Genomic DNA, 15,674 nt, shown 5'->3' with positions numbered 1-15,674 from the left:
GGTCAAGCGGCTCGTCACACCGCCCGGGTCCGGCCCTCCCAGTACGGCTCGCGCAGCCGTCGCTTGTAGAGCTTGCCGTTGGGGTCGCGGGGCATCTCCGTGACGAAGTCGACCGTCTTCGGGCGTTTGTAGCCGGCGAGCCGTCCGGCGCAGTGGTCGAGGATCGCGGCGGCCAGGTCCGGGCCGGGTTCATGGCCGGGGGCCGGTTCGACGACCGCCTTGACCTCCTCGCCCCAGTCGTCGTGCGGGATGCCGAAGGCGGCGGCGTCGGCGACGGCGGGGTGGGCGAGCAGCGCGGACTCGACCTCGGCCGGGTAGATGTTGACCCCACCGGAGATGATCATGTCGATCTTGCGGTCGCGGAGGTAGAGGTAGCCGTCCTCGTCGAGCAGGCCCAGGTCGCCGACGGTGAAGAAGTCACCGATGCGGTTCTTGCGCGTCTTGGCCTCGTCCTTGTGGTAGGAGAATCCGCCGGTGTTCATCTTCAGGTAGACGGTGCCGAGTTCGCCGGGCGGGAGCCGGTTGCCGTCGTCGTCGAAGACGGCGAGTTCGCTGATGGGCCAGGCCTTGCCGACGGTGCCCGGCTTCTTCAGCCAGTCCTCGGCGGTGGCGAAGGCGCCGCCGCCCTCGCTGGCCGCGTAGTACTCCTCCACGCAGTGGCCCCACCAGTCGATCATGGCACGTTTGACGTGGTCGGGGCAGGGCGCTGCGCCGTGGATGGCGTGCCGCATGGAGGAGACGTCGTAGGACCGCCTGATGTCCTCGGGCAGGGCGAGCAGCCGGTGGAACTGGGTCGGGACCATGTGCGTGTGTGTGCACCGGTGGGTGTCGATGAGCCGGAGCATGTCCTCCGGTGTCCACTTGTCCATCAGCACCAGGCGGTGGCCGATGTGCAGGGAGGAGCCCGCGAACTGGAGGACGGCCGTGTGGTAGAGCGGCGAGCAGACGAGGTGGACGTTGTCGTCGTGGGGCCTGATGCCGAAGATGCCGAGGAAGCCGCCGAGGTAGGACTCCTCGGGGAGTTTGTCCGGCAGCGGGCGGCGGATGCCCCGGGGCCGGCCGGTGGTGCCCGAGGTGTAGTTCATGACCCAGCCGAGGGTGCGGTCGGCGGGCGCCGACTCCGGTTGTCCGTCGAGGAGTTCGGCGTACGGGCGGAAGCCCTCGACGGTGCCGACGGCGTACCGCTTGTCGGCCGGCAGTCCGGCCTCGTCGGCGGCCTGGCGGGCGGGGCCCGCGAAGCGCTCGTGGGCGATCAGCACCTTGGCGCCGGAGTCGGCGACGATCCAGGCGATCTCGGGGGCGACGAAGTGGTGGTTGACGGGGACGAGGTAGAACCCGGCCTGGGTGGCGGCCAGGTAGGCGGTGAAGAACTCGGCCGAATTGGGCAGGACGACCGCGAAGGAGTCGCCGCGTTCGAGTCCGGCCGCGCGCAGCCCGTGCACGAGCCGGTTGGCGGCGGCGCGCAGGCGTCCGGCGGTCCACTGTTCGCCGTCGGGGGCGACGAGGACCGGGCGGTCGGGTTCGACGGTGGCCTGGGCCCAGAATCCGGTGGGGGGTGTGCTCACGACTGGCCGCTCCTTCCGGCGATGCGGTTGATGCGGTCGACGGCCTGCTCGAAGCCTCGGGTGAGGTCGTCGAAGACGGCCTGGACCGGGCGTTCGCTGTTCATGCGGCCGACGATCTGGCCGACGGGTGTGCCGAGCAGGGGGTCGATCTCGTACTTCTGGATGCGGGAGACGGCATCGGCGACCAGCAGGCCCTGGAGGGGCATGGGGAGGGTGCCTGGTCCGTCCGGGGCGTCCCAGGCGTCGGTCCACTCGGTGCGGAGCTGGCGCGCGGGCTTCCCGGTCAGGGCCCGCGAGCGGACGGTGTCCCCCGAGCCGGCGGCGAGCAGTTTGCGGGTCAGGGCGGCCGAGGAGAGGTCGGCCTCGGTGGTGGTGAGCCACAGCGAGCCCAGCCACACACCCTGGGCGCCGAGCGCGAGGGCGGCGGCGATCTGCTGTCCGCTGCCGATGCCGCCGGCGGCGAGTACCGGCAGCGGGGCCACGGCCTCGACGACCTCGGGGGTCAGCACCATGGAGGCGATCTCCCCGGTGTGACCGCCGCCTTCGTAGCCCTGGGCGACGACGACGTCGATGCCGGCGTCCCGGTGCTTGCGGGCGTGCCGGGCACTGCCGGCGAGCGCGGCCACGAGCACGCCCCGGTCGTGCGCACGCGCCACGACGTCCGCGGGCGGCGAGCCGAGGGCGTTGGCGAGCAGCCGGATGGGGTGCTCGAAGGCGACGTCGAGCTGGGTGCGGGCGACCTGCTCCATCCAGCCGGTGATGCGCCAGCCGGACGCCTCGCCCTCGGCCAGCTCGGGCACGCCGTACTTGGCGAGGGTGTCGGTGACGAACCGCCGGTGCCCCTCGGGGATCATCGCCTCGACTTCGGCCTCCGTCACGCCCTCGACCTTCTTCGCGGGCATGACGACATCGAGGCCGTAGGGCCTGCCGTCGAGATGCGCCTCGATCCAGTCGAGATCGCGCTTGAGGTCGTCCGGGGCGGTGTAGCGGACCGCGCCGAGCACGCCGAGGCCGCCAGCCCGGCTGATGGCCGCGGCGACGGCGGGGAACGGCGTGAAGCCGAAGACGGCGTGCTCGACGCCCAGTTTCCTGCTCAGCTCCGTCTGCATGGGCGCAGGATGCCGCAGCCGTCCCGCCGACGGAAGACCTTTTCTGATGCTCCGTCAGATTTTTGGCCGCTGCTCGCGGACGAGGGTGTGCAGGTGACCGTCGAGGGGGAAGGCGGGCGGGGCCGCGGGCCGCGGGGCGGTGAACGCGAACCCGGCCTTCTGCGCGACACGGCAGGACGCGGTGTTGTCCTGCTGGTGCAGAAGGCCGAGCCGGGTCAGTCCGTCGGCGGCGAACGCGGCGAAGGCCCAGTCCACGAGGGCGCGCAGGGCTCGCGGGGCCACGGCCCGGCCGCGGGCGGGCGCGGCGGTCCAGTAGCCGACCTCGGCGGACGCGGCTCCGGCGACGGGTCTCTTCAGGACCACGTGTCCGGCCGGGAGCCCGTCGGCGCCGTCGGCTCGGGTCTCCAGGACGGCGAACGCGAAGCGGTCCCGCGCCGCCCAGCCCCGTTGCTGCACCCGCACCCAGTGCGCCGCACCCTCCTCGTCGTCCACGGCTGCGCTGGTCCAGCGGCGCAGCATCGCGTCCCGGTGGAGCTCGACCAGGGCGGTGGCGTCGGCCTGGGTCCAGGGACGCAGGAGGAGGGCGGGCGCCGTGGGCGTGGCGGGCGCCTCCAGTCGTACGGCTGTCATGTCCATCGGCCGATGGTAGGTGCCCGGCGCCAGGGCCCGCGCCGCCCCGGTCGGCCGACCCTCACCACGCCGGTCGGCCGACCCCCATCGCCTCGGTCAGCCGTCGCCCTCACCCAGCACGGCCATCGCCGCGTTGTGCCCCGGCACCCCGCTGACCCCGCCGCCGCGCACCGCGCCGGCCCCGCACAGCAGCACGTTGGCGTGCCGGGTCTCCACACCCCAGCGGCCGGTGTCCTCCTGGGCGTACGGCCAGGACAGGTCGCGGTGGAAGATGTTGCCGCCGGGCAGCCGCAGGTCGCGCTCCAGGTCCAGCGGGGTCTTCGCCTCCAGGCACGGACGGCCGTCGGCGTCGGTGGCGAGGCAGTCGGCGAGGGGTTCGTCGAGGTGGGCGTCGAGCTGAGCCAGCGTCGACTTCAACAGCTCCGCGCGGACGGCGTCGTTGTCGCGGGCGAACAGTCGGGCCGGGGTGTGCAGACCGAACAGGGTGAGGGTCTGGTAGCCCTGCCGGACCAGGTCCGGGCCGAGGATCGTCGGGTCGGTGAGGGAGTGGCAGTAGATCTCGGAGGGCGGCGCGGTCGGCAGATCACCGGCGGCGGCCTGGGCGTGCGCGGCACCGAGTTGTCCGTAGCCCTCGGCGATGTGGAAGGTCCCGGCGAACGCCTCGCGCGGGTCGACGGAGCTGTCGCGCAGCCTCGGCAGCCGCTTGAGCAGCATGTTCACCTTGAGCTGGGCGCCCTCCGCCGGAGCGGGCGGGGTGTCACCGGTGAGGGCGGCCAGTTGCTGCGGGGAGGCGTTGACCAGGACGTGCCGGGCCTCGGCGACGCCCTCTCCGTCGGCCGTGCGATAGGTGACCTGCGCGGTGCGCCCGTCCGTGTCGATCCGCAGCGCCTCGTGCCCGGTCGCGAGGACGGCACCGGCCTGGCGCGCGGCGGCGGCCAGGGCGTCGGTCAGGGCGCCCATGCCGCCGACGGGTACGTCCCAGGCGCCGGTGCCGCCACCGATCACGTGGTAGAGGAAGCAGCGGTTCTGCTTCAGCGAGGGGTCGTGGGCGTCGGCGAAGGTGCCGATCAGCCCATCGGTCAGGACGACCCCGCGCACCAGGTCGTCGGCGAAGTTCTCCTCGACGGCGACTCCGAGGGGCTCCTCGAACAGCATCCGCCAGGCGTCCTCGTCGTCGACCCGGCGGCGCAGTTCCTCGCGGGTGGGCAGCGGGTCGGTCAGGGTCGGGAACACCCGTTCGGCGACCCGGCCCGTCATGGCGTAGAAGCGCTGCCATGCCTCGTACTCGCGCGGGCCGCCGGTGAGTCGCGCGAAGGCCTCCCGGTTGCGCCGTTCGCCGCTGCCGACGAGCAGGCCGGTGGACCGTCCGTCGCGTTCGACGGGCGTGTACGAGGAGATGGTCCGCCCGCGCACCCGGAAGTCCAGGCCCAGATCGCGCACGATCTTCTTCGGCAACAGGCTGACCAGGTACGAGTAGCGCGACAGCCGTGCGTCGACGCCGACGAACGGGCGGGTGGAGACGGCGGCGCCGCCGGTGCGCTCCAGCCGCTCCAGCACCAGCACGGAGCGTCCGGCGCGGGCCAGATAGGCGGCGGCGACCAGGCCGTTGTGCCCTCCGCCGACGATGACGGCGTCGTAGCTGCGGTTTCCCTCGTGTGCAGGCATGGTCCTTGGTAACACGAAGTGATCTAGGTCGGCCAGAGGGCGGGCGCCCGGGTCAGCGGCCGCCCGAGGTCTGCTGCTGCCGCAGCGCCGCCACCCGCCGGTACAGCTCGACCGCCTCCGCGCCACGGCCGAGTTGTTCCAGGCAGTGGGCCTCGTCGTTGCGGCTGGCGAGGGTGTCGGGGTGGTCCGCGCCCAGCACCCGCTCGCGGGCCGACGCCACCCGCCGGTATTCGGCCAGCGCGTCCGACCAGCGGCCGAGCCAGCCCAGGCCTACGGCGACCTCGCGCCGGCTGACCAGGGTGTCCGGATGGTCCGCGCCCAGCACCCGCTCGCGGATCGCGCACACGTCACGGGACTCGGCGAGGGCCTCCTCCCAGCGGCCGAGGCGGCCGAGGTTGACGCCGAGTCCGTGCCGGGCGCGCAGCGTCTCGGGGTGGCCGGCGCCGTGGACGCGGGTGCGGTCGTCGACGAGGTCGCGGTAGAGGGTGAGTGCCTCCGCGCTGCGGCCCAGGCGGCCGAGGCTGATGCCGGTCTCGTGGCGGGCGGCGAGGGAGTCGGGGTGGTCCGGGCCGAGGGCCTGGGCGCGGGCCTCGGCGACCTCGCGGTACGTCCGGAGCGCCTCCGGCCAGCGGCCCAGCTGACCGAGCGCGTAGGCGACCTCGTAACGGGTCACCAGGGTGTCCGGATGGTCGGGGCCGAGCACCCGGGCGCGGGCGGCGGCCACCTCGCAGGCCATGCGGTACGAGTCCTCCAGGCGCCCGAGCCTGCTGAGGTTGAAGGCGAGGTTGTGGCGGCAGCGCAGGGTGTCGGGGTGGTCGGGGCCCATGGTGTGCTCCCGGGCGGCGAGCACCGCGCTGTAGACCTGGTGCGCGTCGAAGTGGCGGCCCAGCTGCCCCAGCACATAGGCCATCTCCTGGCGGACGGCGAGCGAGTCGGGGTGGTCGGCGCCGAGCGCGCGGGTACGGGCCGCGGCGACCTGCTTGTACTCGCGCAGCGCGTCGGCGGCGCGCCCGGTCCGGCTGAGGGTGAAGGCGACCTCGTAGCGGCTGGCGAGGGTGTCGGCGTGGTCGGCGCCGAGGAGGTGTTCGCGTTCGGCGGCGACCGCGCGGTGCACCTCGCCTGCCTCGCTCCAGCGGCCGAGGCGGCCCAGGCTGAGCCCGGCGTTGTGCCGGCCGGCGAGGGCGGTGAGCGTTCCCGGGTCGGGGGCGGGCGCCGCGTCCGGCCGGGGCCGCGCGGGCCGGCCGGCGACCGGGCGCGCGATCCACTCGCCGGTGAGTGCGGCTCCGGCGTCCGGGGGCGGGGTGCGCGGCCCGGCCTCGGTCGCCTTGTGACCGGTGGTCATGCCCCGGGTCCAGGACGGCAGGCGTGGCTCGCGGGCGGCCGGCTTGGGCGGGCGCAGTTCGGGCCGGGGGGTCACCACGGTCGGCACGTACGTCGGTGTGGTGCGGCCCGCGCTGATCCGGCGGCCCAGCTCGCGGGCGTCGTACGGTCGTTGCTCGGGCTGCTTGGCGAGCAGGTCCAGGATGATCCGCTCGAAGTACTCGGGCAGTTCGGCGCGGTGGCTGCGCGGCGGCCGGGGCGGGGTGTCGCGGTGGCCGAGCAGGACCGCCCAGGCGTCGTCGAGGTCGAACGGCGGGGCACCGGTGGCGATCTCGTACAGCACGCAGCCGAGCGAGTAGAGGTCGCTGCGCTGGTCGACCTCGGTACCGCCGATCTGCTCCGGCGACATGTAGTGCGGCGTACCCATCGCGATGCCGGTGCCGGTCAGCCGGGAGGTGAAGCCGATGTCGTGGCCCAGGCGCGCTATGCCGAAGTCGCAGATCTTCACCGTCCCGTCGGTGAGCCGGACGATGTTGGCGGGCTTGAGGTCGCGGTGCACGATGCCCTGCCGGTGCGTGTAGGCGAGCGCGGCGGCGACCTGGTCGGCGATCTCGACGACGTCGGCGACGGGCAGCGGGTGATTCCTGTTGTCCTCCAGCAACTGGCAGAGGTTGCGGCCCTCCAGGAGCTCCATGACCAGGAACAGGACGCCGTCGGACTCGCCGAAGTCGTGGACCACGGTCACCCCGCGGTGCTGGAGGCCCGCGGCCACCCGGGCCTCGCGCCGGAACCGCTCGCGCAGCACCCGGGTGAAGGACTGGTCGTGCGGCGGGCCGATCGGCTTGAGGCACTTCACTGCGACGTGCCGGCCGAGCGACTCGTCGCGCGCCCGCCACACCTCGCCCATGCCACCGCGCCCGATCAGGTCGAGCAGCCGGTAACGGCCCTGGATCAGCCTGCTCTCCGCCATGTCGTACGGTCGCCCCCGTTCGCCCCGCCCTCCCCTGGCTCGTCCAGTATGACGACCTATCGCCCGACTTTGTACGGTGCCGGGCGAGCGTCGGGGCCGAGGCGGGCCATCGCGCGGAGGATGTGTTTGGGCGGGAGTTGCCAGCGCACACGTGCGGGAACGCAGCGCAACAGGGTGCCGGTGGCGCGCAGCCGGCGGGTGACCGTGGCGGCTGCCGGGGCCGGCCTGCCGTACAACGTGTGGGCGTACGGCGGCAGAGCGGCGTACGCCAGTTGCGCCACGCGCCGCCACAGCACCTCGCGCGCCGGGACGAGGAGGGGATGCGTCGGCGGGCGGAGCAGGAAGTCGTCCACCGTGCGCGCCTCGGGCCCGGCGGCGAGTTCGGGGCGCATCTTCTCGAAGTAGGCCGCCATCTCGGCCCGGTTCGCGGGGACGGCGTCCGGGTCGAGGCCCACCAGCCGTGCGCCGACCCGGTGTTCGGCGAGGTAGCGGTCGGCTTGGGCGTCGGTGAGCGGGTAGCCGGAGCGGCGCAGGACGTGCAGATAGGAGTCGACCTCGGCGCAGTGCACCCACAGCAGCAGCTCGGGTTCGTCGACTCCGTAGCGTTCCCCGGTCTCCGGGTCGGTCGCCGACAGCATGGTGTGGATCTTGCGGACCCGGGCGCCCGCCCGCTCGGCGGCCTCGGTGGTGCCGTACGTCGTCGTGCCGACGAAGTTCGCGGTGCGCATCAGCCGGCCCCAGGCGTCCCGCCGGAAGTCGGAGTTCTGCATGACCCCGCGCACCGCGCGCGGATGCAGCGCCTGAAGGTACAGCGCGCGGACGCCGGCGACCCACATCATGGGGTCGCCGTGCAGCTGCCAGGTCACGGATCCCGGGCCGAACAGCCCGGGGTCGGGTACGGATCGGGACTCCATGCCCGCAGGTTAACGCCGCACCCGGGGCATACCCAGACCTATCCACGAGATGATCTCCCGCTGGATCTCGTTGTTGCCGCCGCCGAAGGTGAAGATCACCGCCGAGCGGTAGCCGCGTTCCAGTTCGCCGTGCAGGACCGCGCCCGCCGAGCCGTCCTGGAGCGCGCCCGGGGCCGCCACGATCTCCAGGAGCCAGGCGTAGGCGTCCCGGCGGGCCTCGGAACCGTAGACCTTGACGGCGGAGGCGTCCTGCGGGGTGAGGGTGCCGTTCTGGACGGCGGTCACCATCTGCCAGTTCAGGAGCTTGAGGGCGTCGAGCCGAACGTGGGTCCGCGCGAGCAGGCGACGCACCCACGGCAGGTCGACGACCCGGCGGCCGTCGGCGAGCTTGGTCTCCGTGGCCCAGCGCTGGACGTCGTGCAGGGCGCGGACGGCCATGGTGCCGTGCGCGGCGAGGGTCACGCGCTCGTGGTTGAGCTGGTTGGTGATCAGCCGCCAGCCCTGGTTCTCGGCGCCGACCCGGCGGGAGACGGGGACGCGGACGTTCTCGTAGTAGCTCGCCGTGGTGTCGTGTCCGGCGAGGGTGTTGATGAGGGTGCAGGAGTAGCCGGGGTCGGTGGTCGGCACCAGCAGCATCGTGATGCCCTTGTGGGGCGGGGCGCCGGGGTCGGTGCGCACGGCGAGCCAGACCCAGTCTGCGGTGTCGCCGTTGGTGGTCCAGATCTTCTGGCCGTCGACGACGTACTCGTCGCCGTCGCGCACCGCGCGCGTGCGCAGGGCGGCCAGGTCCGTGCCCGCGTCGGGCTCGCTGTAGCCGATGGCGAAGTCGATCTCGCCGGAGAGGATGCGCGGCAGGAAGTGGGCCTTCTGCTCCTCCGTGCCGAACTGCATGATCGTCGGCCCGACGGTGTTGAGGGCCATCAGCGGCAGCGGCACACCCGCCTGGGCCGCCTCGTCGAAGAAGATGAACTGCTCCATCGCCGTCAGGCCGCGCCCGCCGTACTCCTTCGGCCAGCCCACGCCGAGCCAGCCGTCCGCGCCGAGCCGCCGGACGGTCTCGCGGTAGAACCGCTTCTGGGCGGCGGGATCGGTGTGCCGGGCGGAGGCGTCGTCCGGCACCAGTCCGGCGAAGTAGGCACGCAGTTCGGTGCGCAGCCGCTGCTGCTCGGGCGTGTGATCGAGGTGCACGGCGCCTCCAGGGTCCCTTTGACCGGTCCTGACGGCGCACACCGTAGAACGTGTTGCAGAAATTGGGAACCGTGCTCACGTCACGCGTGGCACCCCGTCAGCTCGGGGCGGCGCGGCCGTGAGGCTAGGCCGGCGCGGCGGCGGGACCCGCGACAGAGGCTCACGTCGGCACGCGTGCGGCTCACGTCGGCGCGGCCGTGAAGCTCACGTCAGCGCGGACATGAAGCTCACGTCAGCGCGGACATGAAATCCGTGCAGGCCCGAGCACACGCGCGGCACGCCTTCGCGGCCCCCTCCGCCCCCGGCTGCTCGTCGAACAGATGCGCGCCCTCCAGGCATACGGACCGGCACCACTCCAGCTGGATCCGGATGCCGGGCTCGTCCACGTCGCCGTTCTGCTCGGCCAGCAGGCGGCAGGTGGCATCACACACCTCCGCGCACATGATCCCCTTACGCCGCACGAGCTCCCGCTCCACACTCCCGCCCGGATCGACCAGACTCGCGCTCAGGGCACAGGCCCGTGCGCACTCCGCACACGCCTGCGCGCACGCAAACCGGTCCTCCAGGAACCGGAACAGCTCCTGCTGGGATGTCGTCGATGTCACCCCCTGCGGGTAGCCGCCCCGGCCGCCGTCAAACACGGCACTCGGCGGCCGTACCGGAATGCGTGATTCACACAGACTTCTGGGGGTATTCGGGGGGCATGAGTACCGCAACCATGCAGATAGCGGAACAAAGCGGGTGGCTGACTCTCGGACCGCTCCTGGCGGGCCTGGTGGTCGTGGCCATGCTGCTCGGCGGATTCTGGTGGGGCGCCGTCGTGCGCCGTCGCGAGTCGCCTCCGCCGCTCCCTGAGGAACAGCCGCACCTGCCGCCGGGCGGGGCGGTCCGCGAGATCCAGGAGAACCGCGAACCGGACGAGATGCCGCAGGGCCCCAACCGGGTACTGCCGCACGACCTGCACGGGTACGGCAATCTCGGGACGCGTCCCAGCCCGTCCAAGACGCGACCGCGCTGGAGCAGGGGTACCAGCGGGTCGTTCGGCGGCGGCGGACTGGGCGGCCACTGACCCCTGACCAGACAGGCCGGGAGAACCCCTCTGGGGTCTTCCGGCCTTCTGGGGTCTTCCGGCCTTCTGGGGTTTTCTGGGTCCTCAGGGCAGGCGCCGGGCCGCCCCGACCACGGAAAGAAGCTGCTCGGCATAGCCACGGCCGAACAGCACCGTGTGCACCAGCAGCGGAAACAGCTGGTGGAGCCCCACGCGGTCGGCCCACCCGGCGCCCAGGGGCGCGGTCTCCTGGTAGGCGCCCAGCACCGTGTCCAGGTGCGGGCAGCCGAACAGGTGCAGCATGGCCAGGTCGGTCTCCCGGTGGCCGCCGTGCGCGGCCGGGTCGATCAGCCAGGCGTCGCCGTCGGCGCCCCACAGCACGTTGCCGTTCCACAGGTCCCCGTGCAGCCGGGCCGGCGGCTCGGCGGGCCCCGAGAGTCCGGGCAGGCGGGCGCAGAGCCGCTCGATCGCGCCCGCCTCGGCCCGGTCCACGGCCCCGTCGTCCACCGCCGCCCGCAGATAGGGCAGCACCCGGTGCTCGGCGTACCACTGCGGCCAGTCGGCGCCGGTGACGTTGCGCATCGGGGCGAGCCCGATGTACGCGTCCTCGGGGCCGCCGGGCGGCGCGGCACCGAAAGCGGGCGCACCGGCCGCGTGCAGCGCGGCCAGGCCGCGGCCGAACCGGGCCGCACTCGCGGCGCTCGGCCGGCCGGGCGGGACCCGGTCGGTCACCAGCCACTGGCCGTCATGACCGTGCACGGCCGGGACGCGGACCGCTCCGGCGTCCGCCAGCCAGCGCAGTCCGGCCGCCTCGGCCCGCACCGCGCCGGGGCCGTCGCCCCGCTTGACCATCACCACGCGCCCGTCGTCGAGAACGACTTCGGTGGGCGCGCCCACCCGCGGACGTGCTCCGGCCACCCGGCGCCCGGTGAACCGGGCCGCCGCGGAGCGAGGACCGTCGCCGGGACCGGTCGTCATGCGCCCACGTGGGGGCCGACGCGGGAGACGTGAGGAGAGGGGATACGCACGGACCCAGGCTACGACCGGGGCAGCACCGGCGTCGGCCTCTTCGCGTCGCGGCATCGGCGACGGAAGGGCGCCGCCGATGCGTACGCGCCACGACCGTCCGTGTGCGCCGCGCCGTGCGTGTCGTCCCGAGACGCGGATCTTCGCCGGGTGTTCCCTAGACTTCGAGCGTCCGGCGGACCGGGGGCGGGATTCCCCGGGGCCGTCCGGCGGTGAGGCGCCAGGGGTCGGTCGGCCCTCGTGGTGCGCAGCTCGTCGAGGGGAAGTCGCGGCATGGCCGACAAGGAAGCGGCGAAGCTGCCGCGCAAGACGTACGAGCGAGAACTGCTGCGGCTCCAGACGGAGTTGGTGAAGCTCCAGGAGTGGGTGCGGGCGGAGGGCGCCCGGCTGGTCGTCGTCTTCGAAGGGCGGGACGCGGCGGGCAAGGGCGGCACGATCAAGCGGGTCTCGGAGCACCTCAACCCCCGCATCGCCCGGATCGCCGCGCTGCCGAAGCCGACCGAGCGCGAGCGCACCCAGTGGTACTTCCAGCGGTACGTCGAGCACCTGCCGGCCGCCGGCGAGATCGTGCTGTTCGACCGGTCCTGGTACAACCGGGCGGGTGTCGAGCAGGTGATGGGGTTCTGCACCAAGGCTGAGCACCAGCTCTTCCTGCGCCAGTGCCCGATCTTCGAGCGGATGCTCGTCGACGACGGGATCCTGCTGCGCAAGTACTGGTTCTCGGTGAGCGACACCGAGCAGCAGGAGCGCTTCCGGCGCCGGCTCGAGGACCCGCTGCGGCGCTGGAAGCTGTCCCCGATGGACCTGGAGTCGATCAGCCGCTGGGAGGCCTACTCCCGGGCCAAGGACGAGATGCTGGTGCACACCGACATCCGGGAGGCGCCCTGGTACGTCGTCGAGAGCGACGACAAGCGCCGGGCCCGCCTGAACACCATCGCCCATCTGCTGGGCTCCCTGCCGTACCGCGACGTTCCGCCGCCGGTCCTGGAGCTCCCGGAACGGCCGCCGTCGACCGGCTACACCCGGCCGCCGCGCGATCTGCAGACCTACGTCCCGGACCATGCGGCGAGCCTGTGACCCCGGCCCACCGGGACGTCGACTACGGACAGGTTCCGACAGTGGACGGACAGTAAGCGACATCGCGGTACGGGCGCGGCCGGAAAGCGCTGAGATGTCCTGAACCGTTGCGCAGGATGGGGTGGTGGGACATGGCCGACCTGGTGGAGGCTGAACCGGCACGGTCGTCGGGCGCGACGCGGCAGAAACGGTGCCACTGCGGCACACCGGCGGGTGAGGACGGGGCCGAAGAGCGGTTCCGGGGGCTGCTGGAGGCCGCGCCCGACGCCATGGTGATCGTCGACGACAGCGGCGTCATCAAGCTCGTCAACGCCCAGACCGAGGCCCTGTTCGGCTACCACCGCAGGGAACTGCTCGACCACCCGGTCGAGTTGCTGATCCCGCGGCGCTTCAGGGCCCAGCACACGCGGCACCGTGGCGGCTACACGGCCAACCGGCAGGTGCGTCCGATGGGAGCCGGACTCGAACTGCACGGGGTCCGCAAGGACGGCACCGAGTTCCCCGTCGAGATCAGTCTGAGCCCGCTGGAGACCGAGGAGGGACTGCTGGTGTCCGCGGCGGTGCGCGACGTCAGCGACCGCAAGGCCGCCGAGGCCCGCATCAACGAGCTCGCCGCGCTCGTCGAGTCGTCCCAGGACGCGATCCTCGCCAAGACCCTCGACGGGTACATCACCTACTGGAACGCGGCCGCCCAACGGCTGTACGGGTACACGGCCGAGGAAGCGATCGGCCGGCATGTGTCGCTGCTGGCCCCGGCCGAGCGGGAGGACGAGATCAGCGCGCTGCTGGAGCGGCTGCGGCACGGTGAGAAGGTCGAGCACTTCGAGACGCTGCGGGTGACCAGGACCGGCGGGCTGCTGGACGTCGACGTCACGCTCTGGCCCACCCGGGACACGCACGGCACGGTGGTCGGCGCCTGCGCCATCGTGCGCGACATCAGCGACCGCAAGCGCGCCGAGGCCGAGCTGACCGCCCTGTACGAGCAGCAGCGGCACATCGCCCTCACCTTGCAGCGCAGCCTCATGGGCACCCCGCCCGCTCTCCCCGGGCTGGCCACGGCGAGCCGCTACCGGCCGGCCACCCAGGGCGCCGGCGTAGGCGGTGACTGGTTCGACCTCATCCCGCTGGGCGCCGACCGGGTCGGCGTGCTGATCGGCGACGTGATGGGCCGCGGTCTGGAAGCGGCCGCGGTCATGGGCCAGTTGCGCTCGGCGGCGCATGCGCTGGCCAAGACCGGTATGCAGCCCCGTCAGCTCATGCAGGCCCTGGACACCTGTGTGGCCGACCTGGACGTGCCCGACCAACTGGTCACCTGCTGCTACCTCGTCATCGCCCCGGACGCGGGCACCGTCACCGTCTGCTCGGCCGGCCATCTGCCGGTCCTGGTCGCCGGAGCGGGGGACGGGATCCGCGAACTCCCCTCGCCGGTCAACGCGCCGCTCGGGGTGGGCGGCATCCTCTACGAACAGTCCAGCAGCGAGATACCGCCCGGGGCCACCCTGGTGCTCTACACGGACGGCCTGATCGAGACGCCCGGCAGCGACATCGAGGTCCGGGTGGGCGAACTGACCGTCGTGCTCGACAAGTTCTTCGACGGGACGCCGTGCCTGGAGGCCGCCGCGGACCATGTGCTCGCGAGTCTGCTGCCGGACGCCGAGAGCCACAACGACGACGTCACCCTGCTGTTCGCGCAGTTGCCGGCCGCGCCGCTCGCGGCCCTCGCCACCGACCTCCCGGCCGAGGCGGCCTCGGTGCCCGAGGGCCGTGCGTTCCTGCACAAGGCGCTCACCTCGTGGAACTGTGCGACGAACGCCGACGATGCCCTGCTGCTGCTGTCGGAGACCCTCACCAACGCCGTCCAGCACGCGGAGGGTCCCCTCGGGGTGCATCTGCACCGCACCGCGACCGACCTCACCGTCGAGGTCAGCGACCGCAGCCCGCAACTCCCCCAGCCCCGGCTGGCCGCCGAGGACGAGGAGTCCGGCCGGGGCCTGATCCTCGTCCGCACGCTCGCGGACAACTGGGGCGTCCGGCCCACCGACCAGGGCAAGACGACCTGGTTCACGCTGAAGCTGTGAGGCAGGGGCCCCGGCGCGGTCAGGCGGAGAGCTGACTCCCCCGGTCCAGGACTCCTCGCGCCGGGTGCGGCAGGACCTGGCGTTCCCCGCGGGCCACGGCCAGGGCGTCGAGATGGGCCTGGACGTACGGCACGGCCACGGTCTCCAGCTCACCGTCCACGAACGCGGGCTGGACGTTCACCTCGAAGACGACTCCGCCGTTCTCCACCGCCAGGTCGACGCCCGCGAAGGGCAGCCCGACCGACTCGGTGGCGGCGACGGCCAGTTCCGCGAGGCGTGGCGGAAGCTCCTGCGGAGTCAGGTGGACGGGGGTGGCGCCCCGGCAGGTGTTGCAGGGCGTGTCGGGCTCGGGCTGGAGGTGCTCGCGGGCGTGCACGATCCGGCCGTCGAGGACGAACACGCGGAACTGGTGCCGCATGCCGTCGGCGGTGATGTTCCCCGCGTCACGGGACAGCAGCCAGTCGGAGCCGCGCCGGGCGTAGAAGTCGGCGGCGCTCTCCAGTTGGGAGTCGGTGGTGATGTGGAAGGTGTCGTTACCGCCCGTGCCGACGACCGGCCGGGCCCAGACATCGCCGCCGAGCCGGTCGAACGCGGCCGCCGCCTCGGAGCGGCCGGGCCGGGACAGGACGACGGTCTCCATCTGGGCGACCCCGTCACGGGCGAAGCGTGCCACGGTGAGGTTCTTCTCCGTCGCCGTCCGCCAGGCGGCCGGGCCGGTGCCGAGGGTCACCACGTCATGGGCCTCCAGCAGGTCCTGGAACGCGGCGAGTTCGTGGCGGCGGTGGGGCTGGATCTCGTAGAGCACGACCACGTCGGGCAGGACGTCCATGGCCTCCTCGGGGACGTGCAGCCGTAAGCGGCCGCCGTCGAGGGTGCCGCGGCCCGTTCCACCGGTCCCGAAGTGTCGGGCGTCGATCCGGACCGGCGGGGCGCCGGTGAGCAGTTCCACGGCCTGTGCCAGGTACTCCCGGCAGCCTTCGGTGGACGTGGGGTCGGCGATCAGGGCGATGCACGGTCGGGACACAGCGGCCTCCAGGGACTCTCGACGCGCGCTCGTACCGCGGGACACCCGCCTGCGCGGCAC

Annotated in this window: 13 protein-coding genes; 3 read left to right on the top strand and 10 right to left on the bottom strand. The window is 72.9% G+C overall.

The annotated features are described in order from the left end of the window. Nucleotides 1-14: 14 nt before the first annotated feature. From ACFV0T_RS29200 to ACFV0T_RS29165, 8 genes are all read right to left on the bottom strand, one after another. Entirely contained in the window at nucleotides 15-1,565 is a 1,551-nt protein-coding gene (locus tag ACFV0T_RS29200) for an acyl-CoA synthetase (RefSeq protein WP_385785344.1), read from the bottom strand. Beyond that, nucleotides 1,562-2,674 (bottom strand): nitronate monooxygenase, encoded by a 1,113-nt coding sequence (locus tag ACFV0T_RS29195; RefSeq protein ID WP_385785342.1) that lies wholly within the window; start codon nucleotides 2,672-2,674, stop codon nucleotides 1,562-1,564. The genes ACFV0T_RS29200 and ACFV0T_RS29195 overlap by 4 nt, the downstream gene beginning before the upstream one ends. Before the next feature lie 54 nt (nucleotides 2,675-2,728). Further along, on the bottom strand, nucleotides 2,729-3,310 hold the full coding sequence (locus ACFV0T_RS29190) for a GNAT family N-acetyltransferase (RefSeq protein ID WP_385785340.1): 582 nt from the start codon (nucleotides 3,308-3,310) through the stop codon (nucleotides 2,729-2,731). A 90-nt stretch (nucleotides 3,311-3,400) separates the two neighbouring features. Continuing rightward, nucleotides 3,401-4,969 (bottom strand): phytoene desaturase family protein, encoded by a 1,569-nt coding sequence (locus ACFV0T_RS29185; RefSeq protein ID WP_385785337.1) that lies wholly within the window; start codon nucleotides 4,967-4,969, stop codon nucleotides 3,401-3,403. A 52-nt stretch (nucleotides 4,970-5,021) separates the two neighbouring features. Continuing rightward, nucleotides 5,022-7,259, bottom strand: coding sequence for a tetratricopeptide repeat protein (locus ACFV0T_RS29180; RefSeq protein ID WP_385785335.1), 2,238 nt, complete (start codon nucleotides 7,257-7,259; stop codon nucleotides 5,022-5,024). Between the two features lie 56 nt (nucleotides 7,260-7,315). After that, entirely contained in the window at nucleotides 7,316-8,173 is an 858-nt protein-coding gene (locus ACFV0T_RS29175) for an oxygenase MpaB family protein (protein ID WP_385785333.1), read from the bottom strand. A gap of 9 nt (nucleotides 8,174-8,182) precedes the next feature. Beyond that, complete coding sequence (locus ACFV0T_RS29170) at nucleotides 8,183-9,361, bottom strand: acyl-CoA dehydrogenase family protein (RefSeq protein WP_385785330.1); 1,179 nt, start codon at nucleotides 9,359-9,361, stop codon at nucleotides 8,183-8,185. Nucleotides 9,362-9,588: 227 nt separating this feature from the next. Next, nucleotides 9,589-9,966, bottom strand: a complete 378-nt coding sequence (locus ACFV0T_RS29165; RefSeq protein WP_385785327.1) for a ferredoxin — start codon at nucleotides 9,964-9,966, stop codon at nucleotides 9,589-9,591. 98 nt (nucleotides 9,967-10,064) lie between these two features. Between ACFV0T_RS29165 and ACFV0T_RS29160 the strand changes: the two genes are divergently transcribed. Then, nucleotides 10,065-10,430 carry a DUF6479 family protein gene (locus ACFV0T_RS29160; RefSeq protein WP_385785324.1) on the top strand — a complete coding sequence of 122 codons (366 nt, stop codon included), beginning with the start codon at nucleotides 10,065-10,067 and terminating at the stop codon, nucleotides 10,428-10,430. Between the two features lie 84 nt (nucleotides 10,431-10,514). Here ACFV0T_RS29160 and ACFV0T_RS29155 read toward each other — a convergent pair whose 3' ends face one another. After that, a complete protein-coding gene (locus tag ACFV0T_RS29155) occupies nucleotides 10,515-11,387 on the bottom strand; it encodes a fructosamine kinase family protein (RefSeq protein ID WP_385785321.1) in 873 nt (290 codons plus the stop codon). Between the two features lie 321 nt (nucleotides 11,388-11,708). On the opposite strand from ACFV0T_RS29155, the gene ppk2 reads away from it, so the two are divergent. Further along, nucleotides 11,709-12,512 carry a polyphosphate kinase 2 gene (gene ppk2, locus ACFV0T_RS29150; protein WP_385785318.1) on the top strand — a complete coding sequence of 268 codons (804 nt, stop codon included), beginning with the start codon at nucleotides 11,709-11,711 and terminating at the stop codon, nucleotides 12,510-12,512. A gap of 131 nt (nucleotides 12,513-12,643) precedes the next feature. Then, complete coding sequence (locus ACFV0T_RS29145) at nucleotides 12,644-14,590, top strand: PAS domain S-box protein (RefSeq protein WP_385785315.1); 1,947 nt, start codon at nucleotides 12,644-12,646, stop codon at nucleotides 14,588-14,590. A 19-nt stretch (nucleotides 14,591-14,609) separates the two neighbouring features. Here the strand turns inward: ACFV0T_RS29145 and ACFV0T_RS29140 are convergent, their stop codons facing one another. Further along, the gene (locus ACFV0T_RS29140; protein ID WP_385785312.1) at nucleotides 14,610-15,614 is read right to left on the bottom strand and encodes a RimK family alpha-L-glutamate ligase; all 1,005 of its coding nucleotides are present in this window, start codon (nucleotides 15,612-15,614) and stop codon (nucleotides 14,610-14,612) included. Nucleotides 15,615-15,674 lie beyond the last annotated feature (60 nt).

Origin of the sequence: Streptomyces sp. NPDC059582 (assembly GCF_042735715.1) — a bacterium.
Lineage (GTDB): Bacteria > Actinomycetota > Actinomycetes > Streptomycetales > Streptomycetaceae > Streptomyces.
Note: the sequence above shows the minus strand (reverse complement) of the source record. Positions and strands in the feature narration are given on the sequence as shown.

Excerpts from the sequence above, each read along its gene's own strand:
- ACFV0T_RS29195 (WP_385785342.1), bottom strand. The coding sequence starts at position 2,674 with ATGCAGACGGAGCTGAGCAGGAAACTGGGCGTCGAGCACGCCGTCTTC.
- ACFV0T_RS29190 (WP_385785340.1), bottom strand. The coding sequence starts at position 3,310 with ATGGACATGACAGCCGTACGACTGGAGGCGCCCGCCACGCCCACGGCG.
- ACFV0T_RS29185 (WP_385785337.1), bottom strand. The coding sequence starts at position 4,969 with ATGCCTGCACACGAGGGAAACCGCAGCTACGACGCCGTCATCGTCGGC.
- ACFV0T_RS29180 (WP_385785335.1), bottom strand. The coding sequence starts at position 7,259 with ATGGCGGAGAGCAGGCTGATCCAGGGCCGTTACCGGCTGCTCGACCTG.
- ACFV0T_RS29175 (WP_385785333.1), bottom strand. The coding sequence starts at position 8,173 with ATGGAGTCCCGATCCGTACCCGACCCCGGGCTGTTCGGCCCGGGATCC.
- ACFV0T_RS29160 (WP_385785324.1), top strand. The coding sequence starts at position 10,065 with ATGAGTACCGCAACCATGCAGATAGCGGAACAAAGCGGGTGGCTGACT.
- ACFV0T_RS29155 (WP_385785321.1), bottom strand. The coding sequence starts at position 11,387 with ATGACGACCGGTCCCGGCGACGGTCCTCGCTCCGCGGCGGCCCGGTTC.
- ppk2 (WP_385785318.1), top strand. The coding sequence starts at position 11,709 with ATGGCCGACAAGGAAGCGGCGAAGCTGCCGCGCAAGACGTACGAGCGA.
- ACFV0T_RS29145 (WP_385785315.1), top strand. The coding sequence starts at position 12,644 with ATGGCCGACCTGGTGGAGGCTGAACCGGCACGGTCGTCGGGCGCGACG.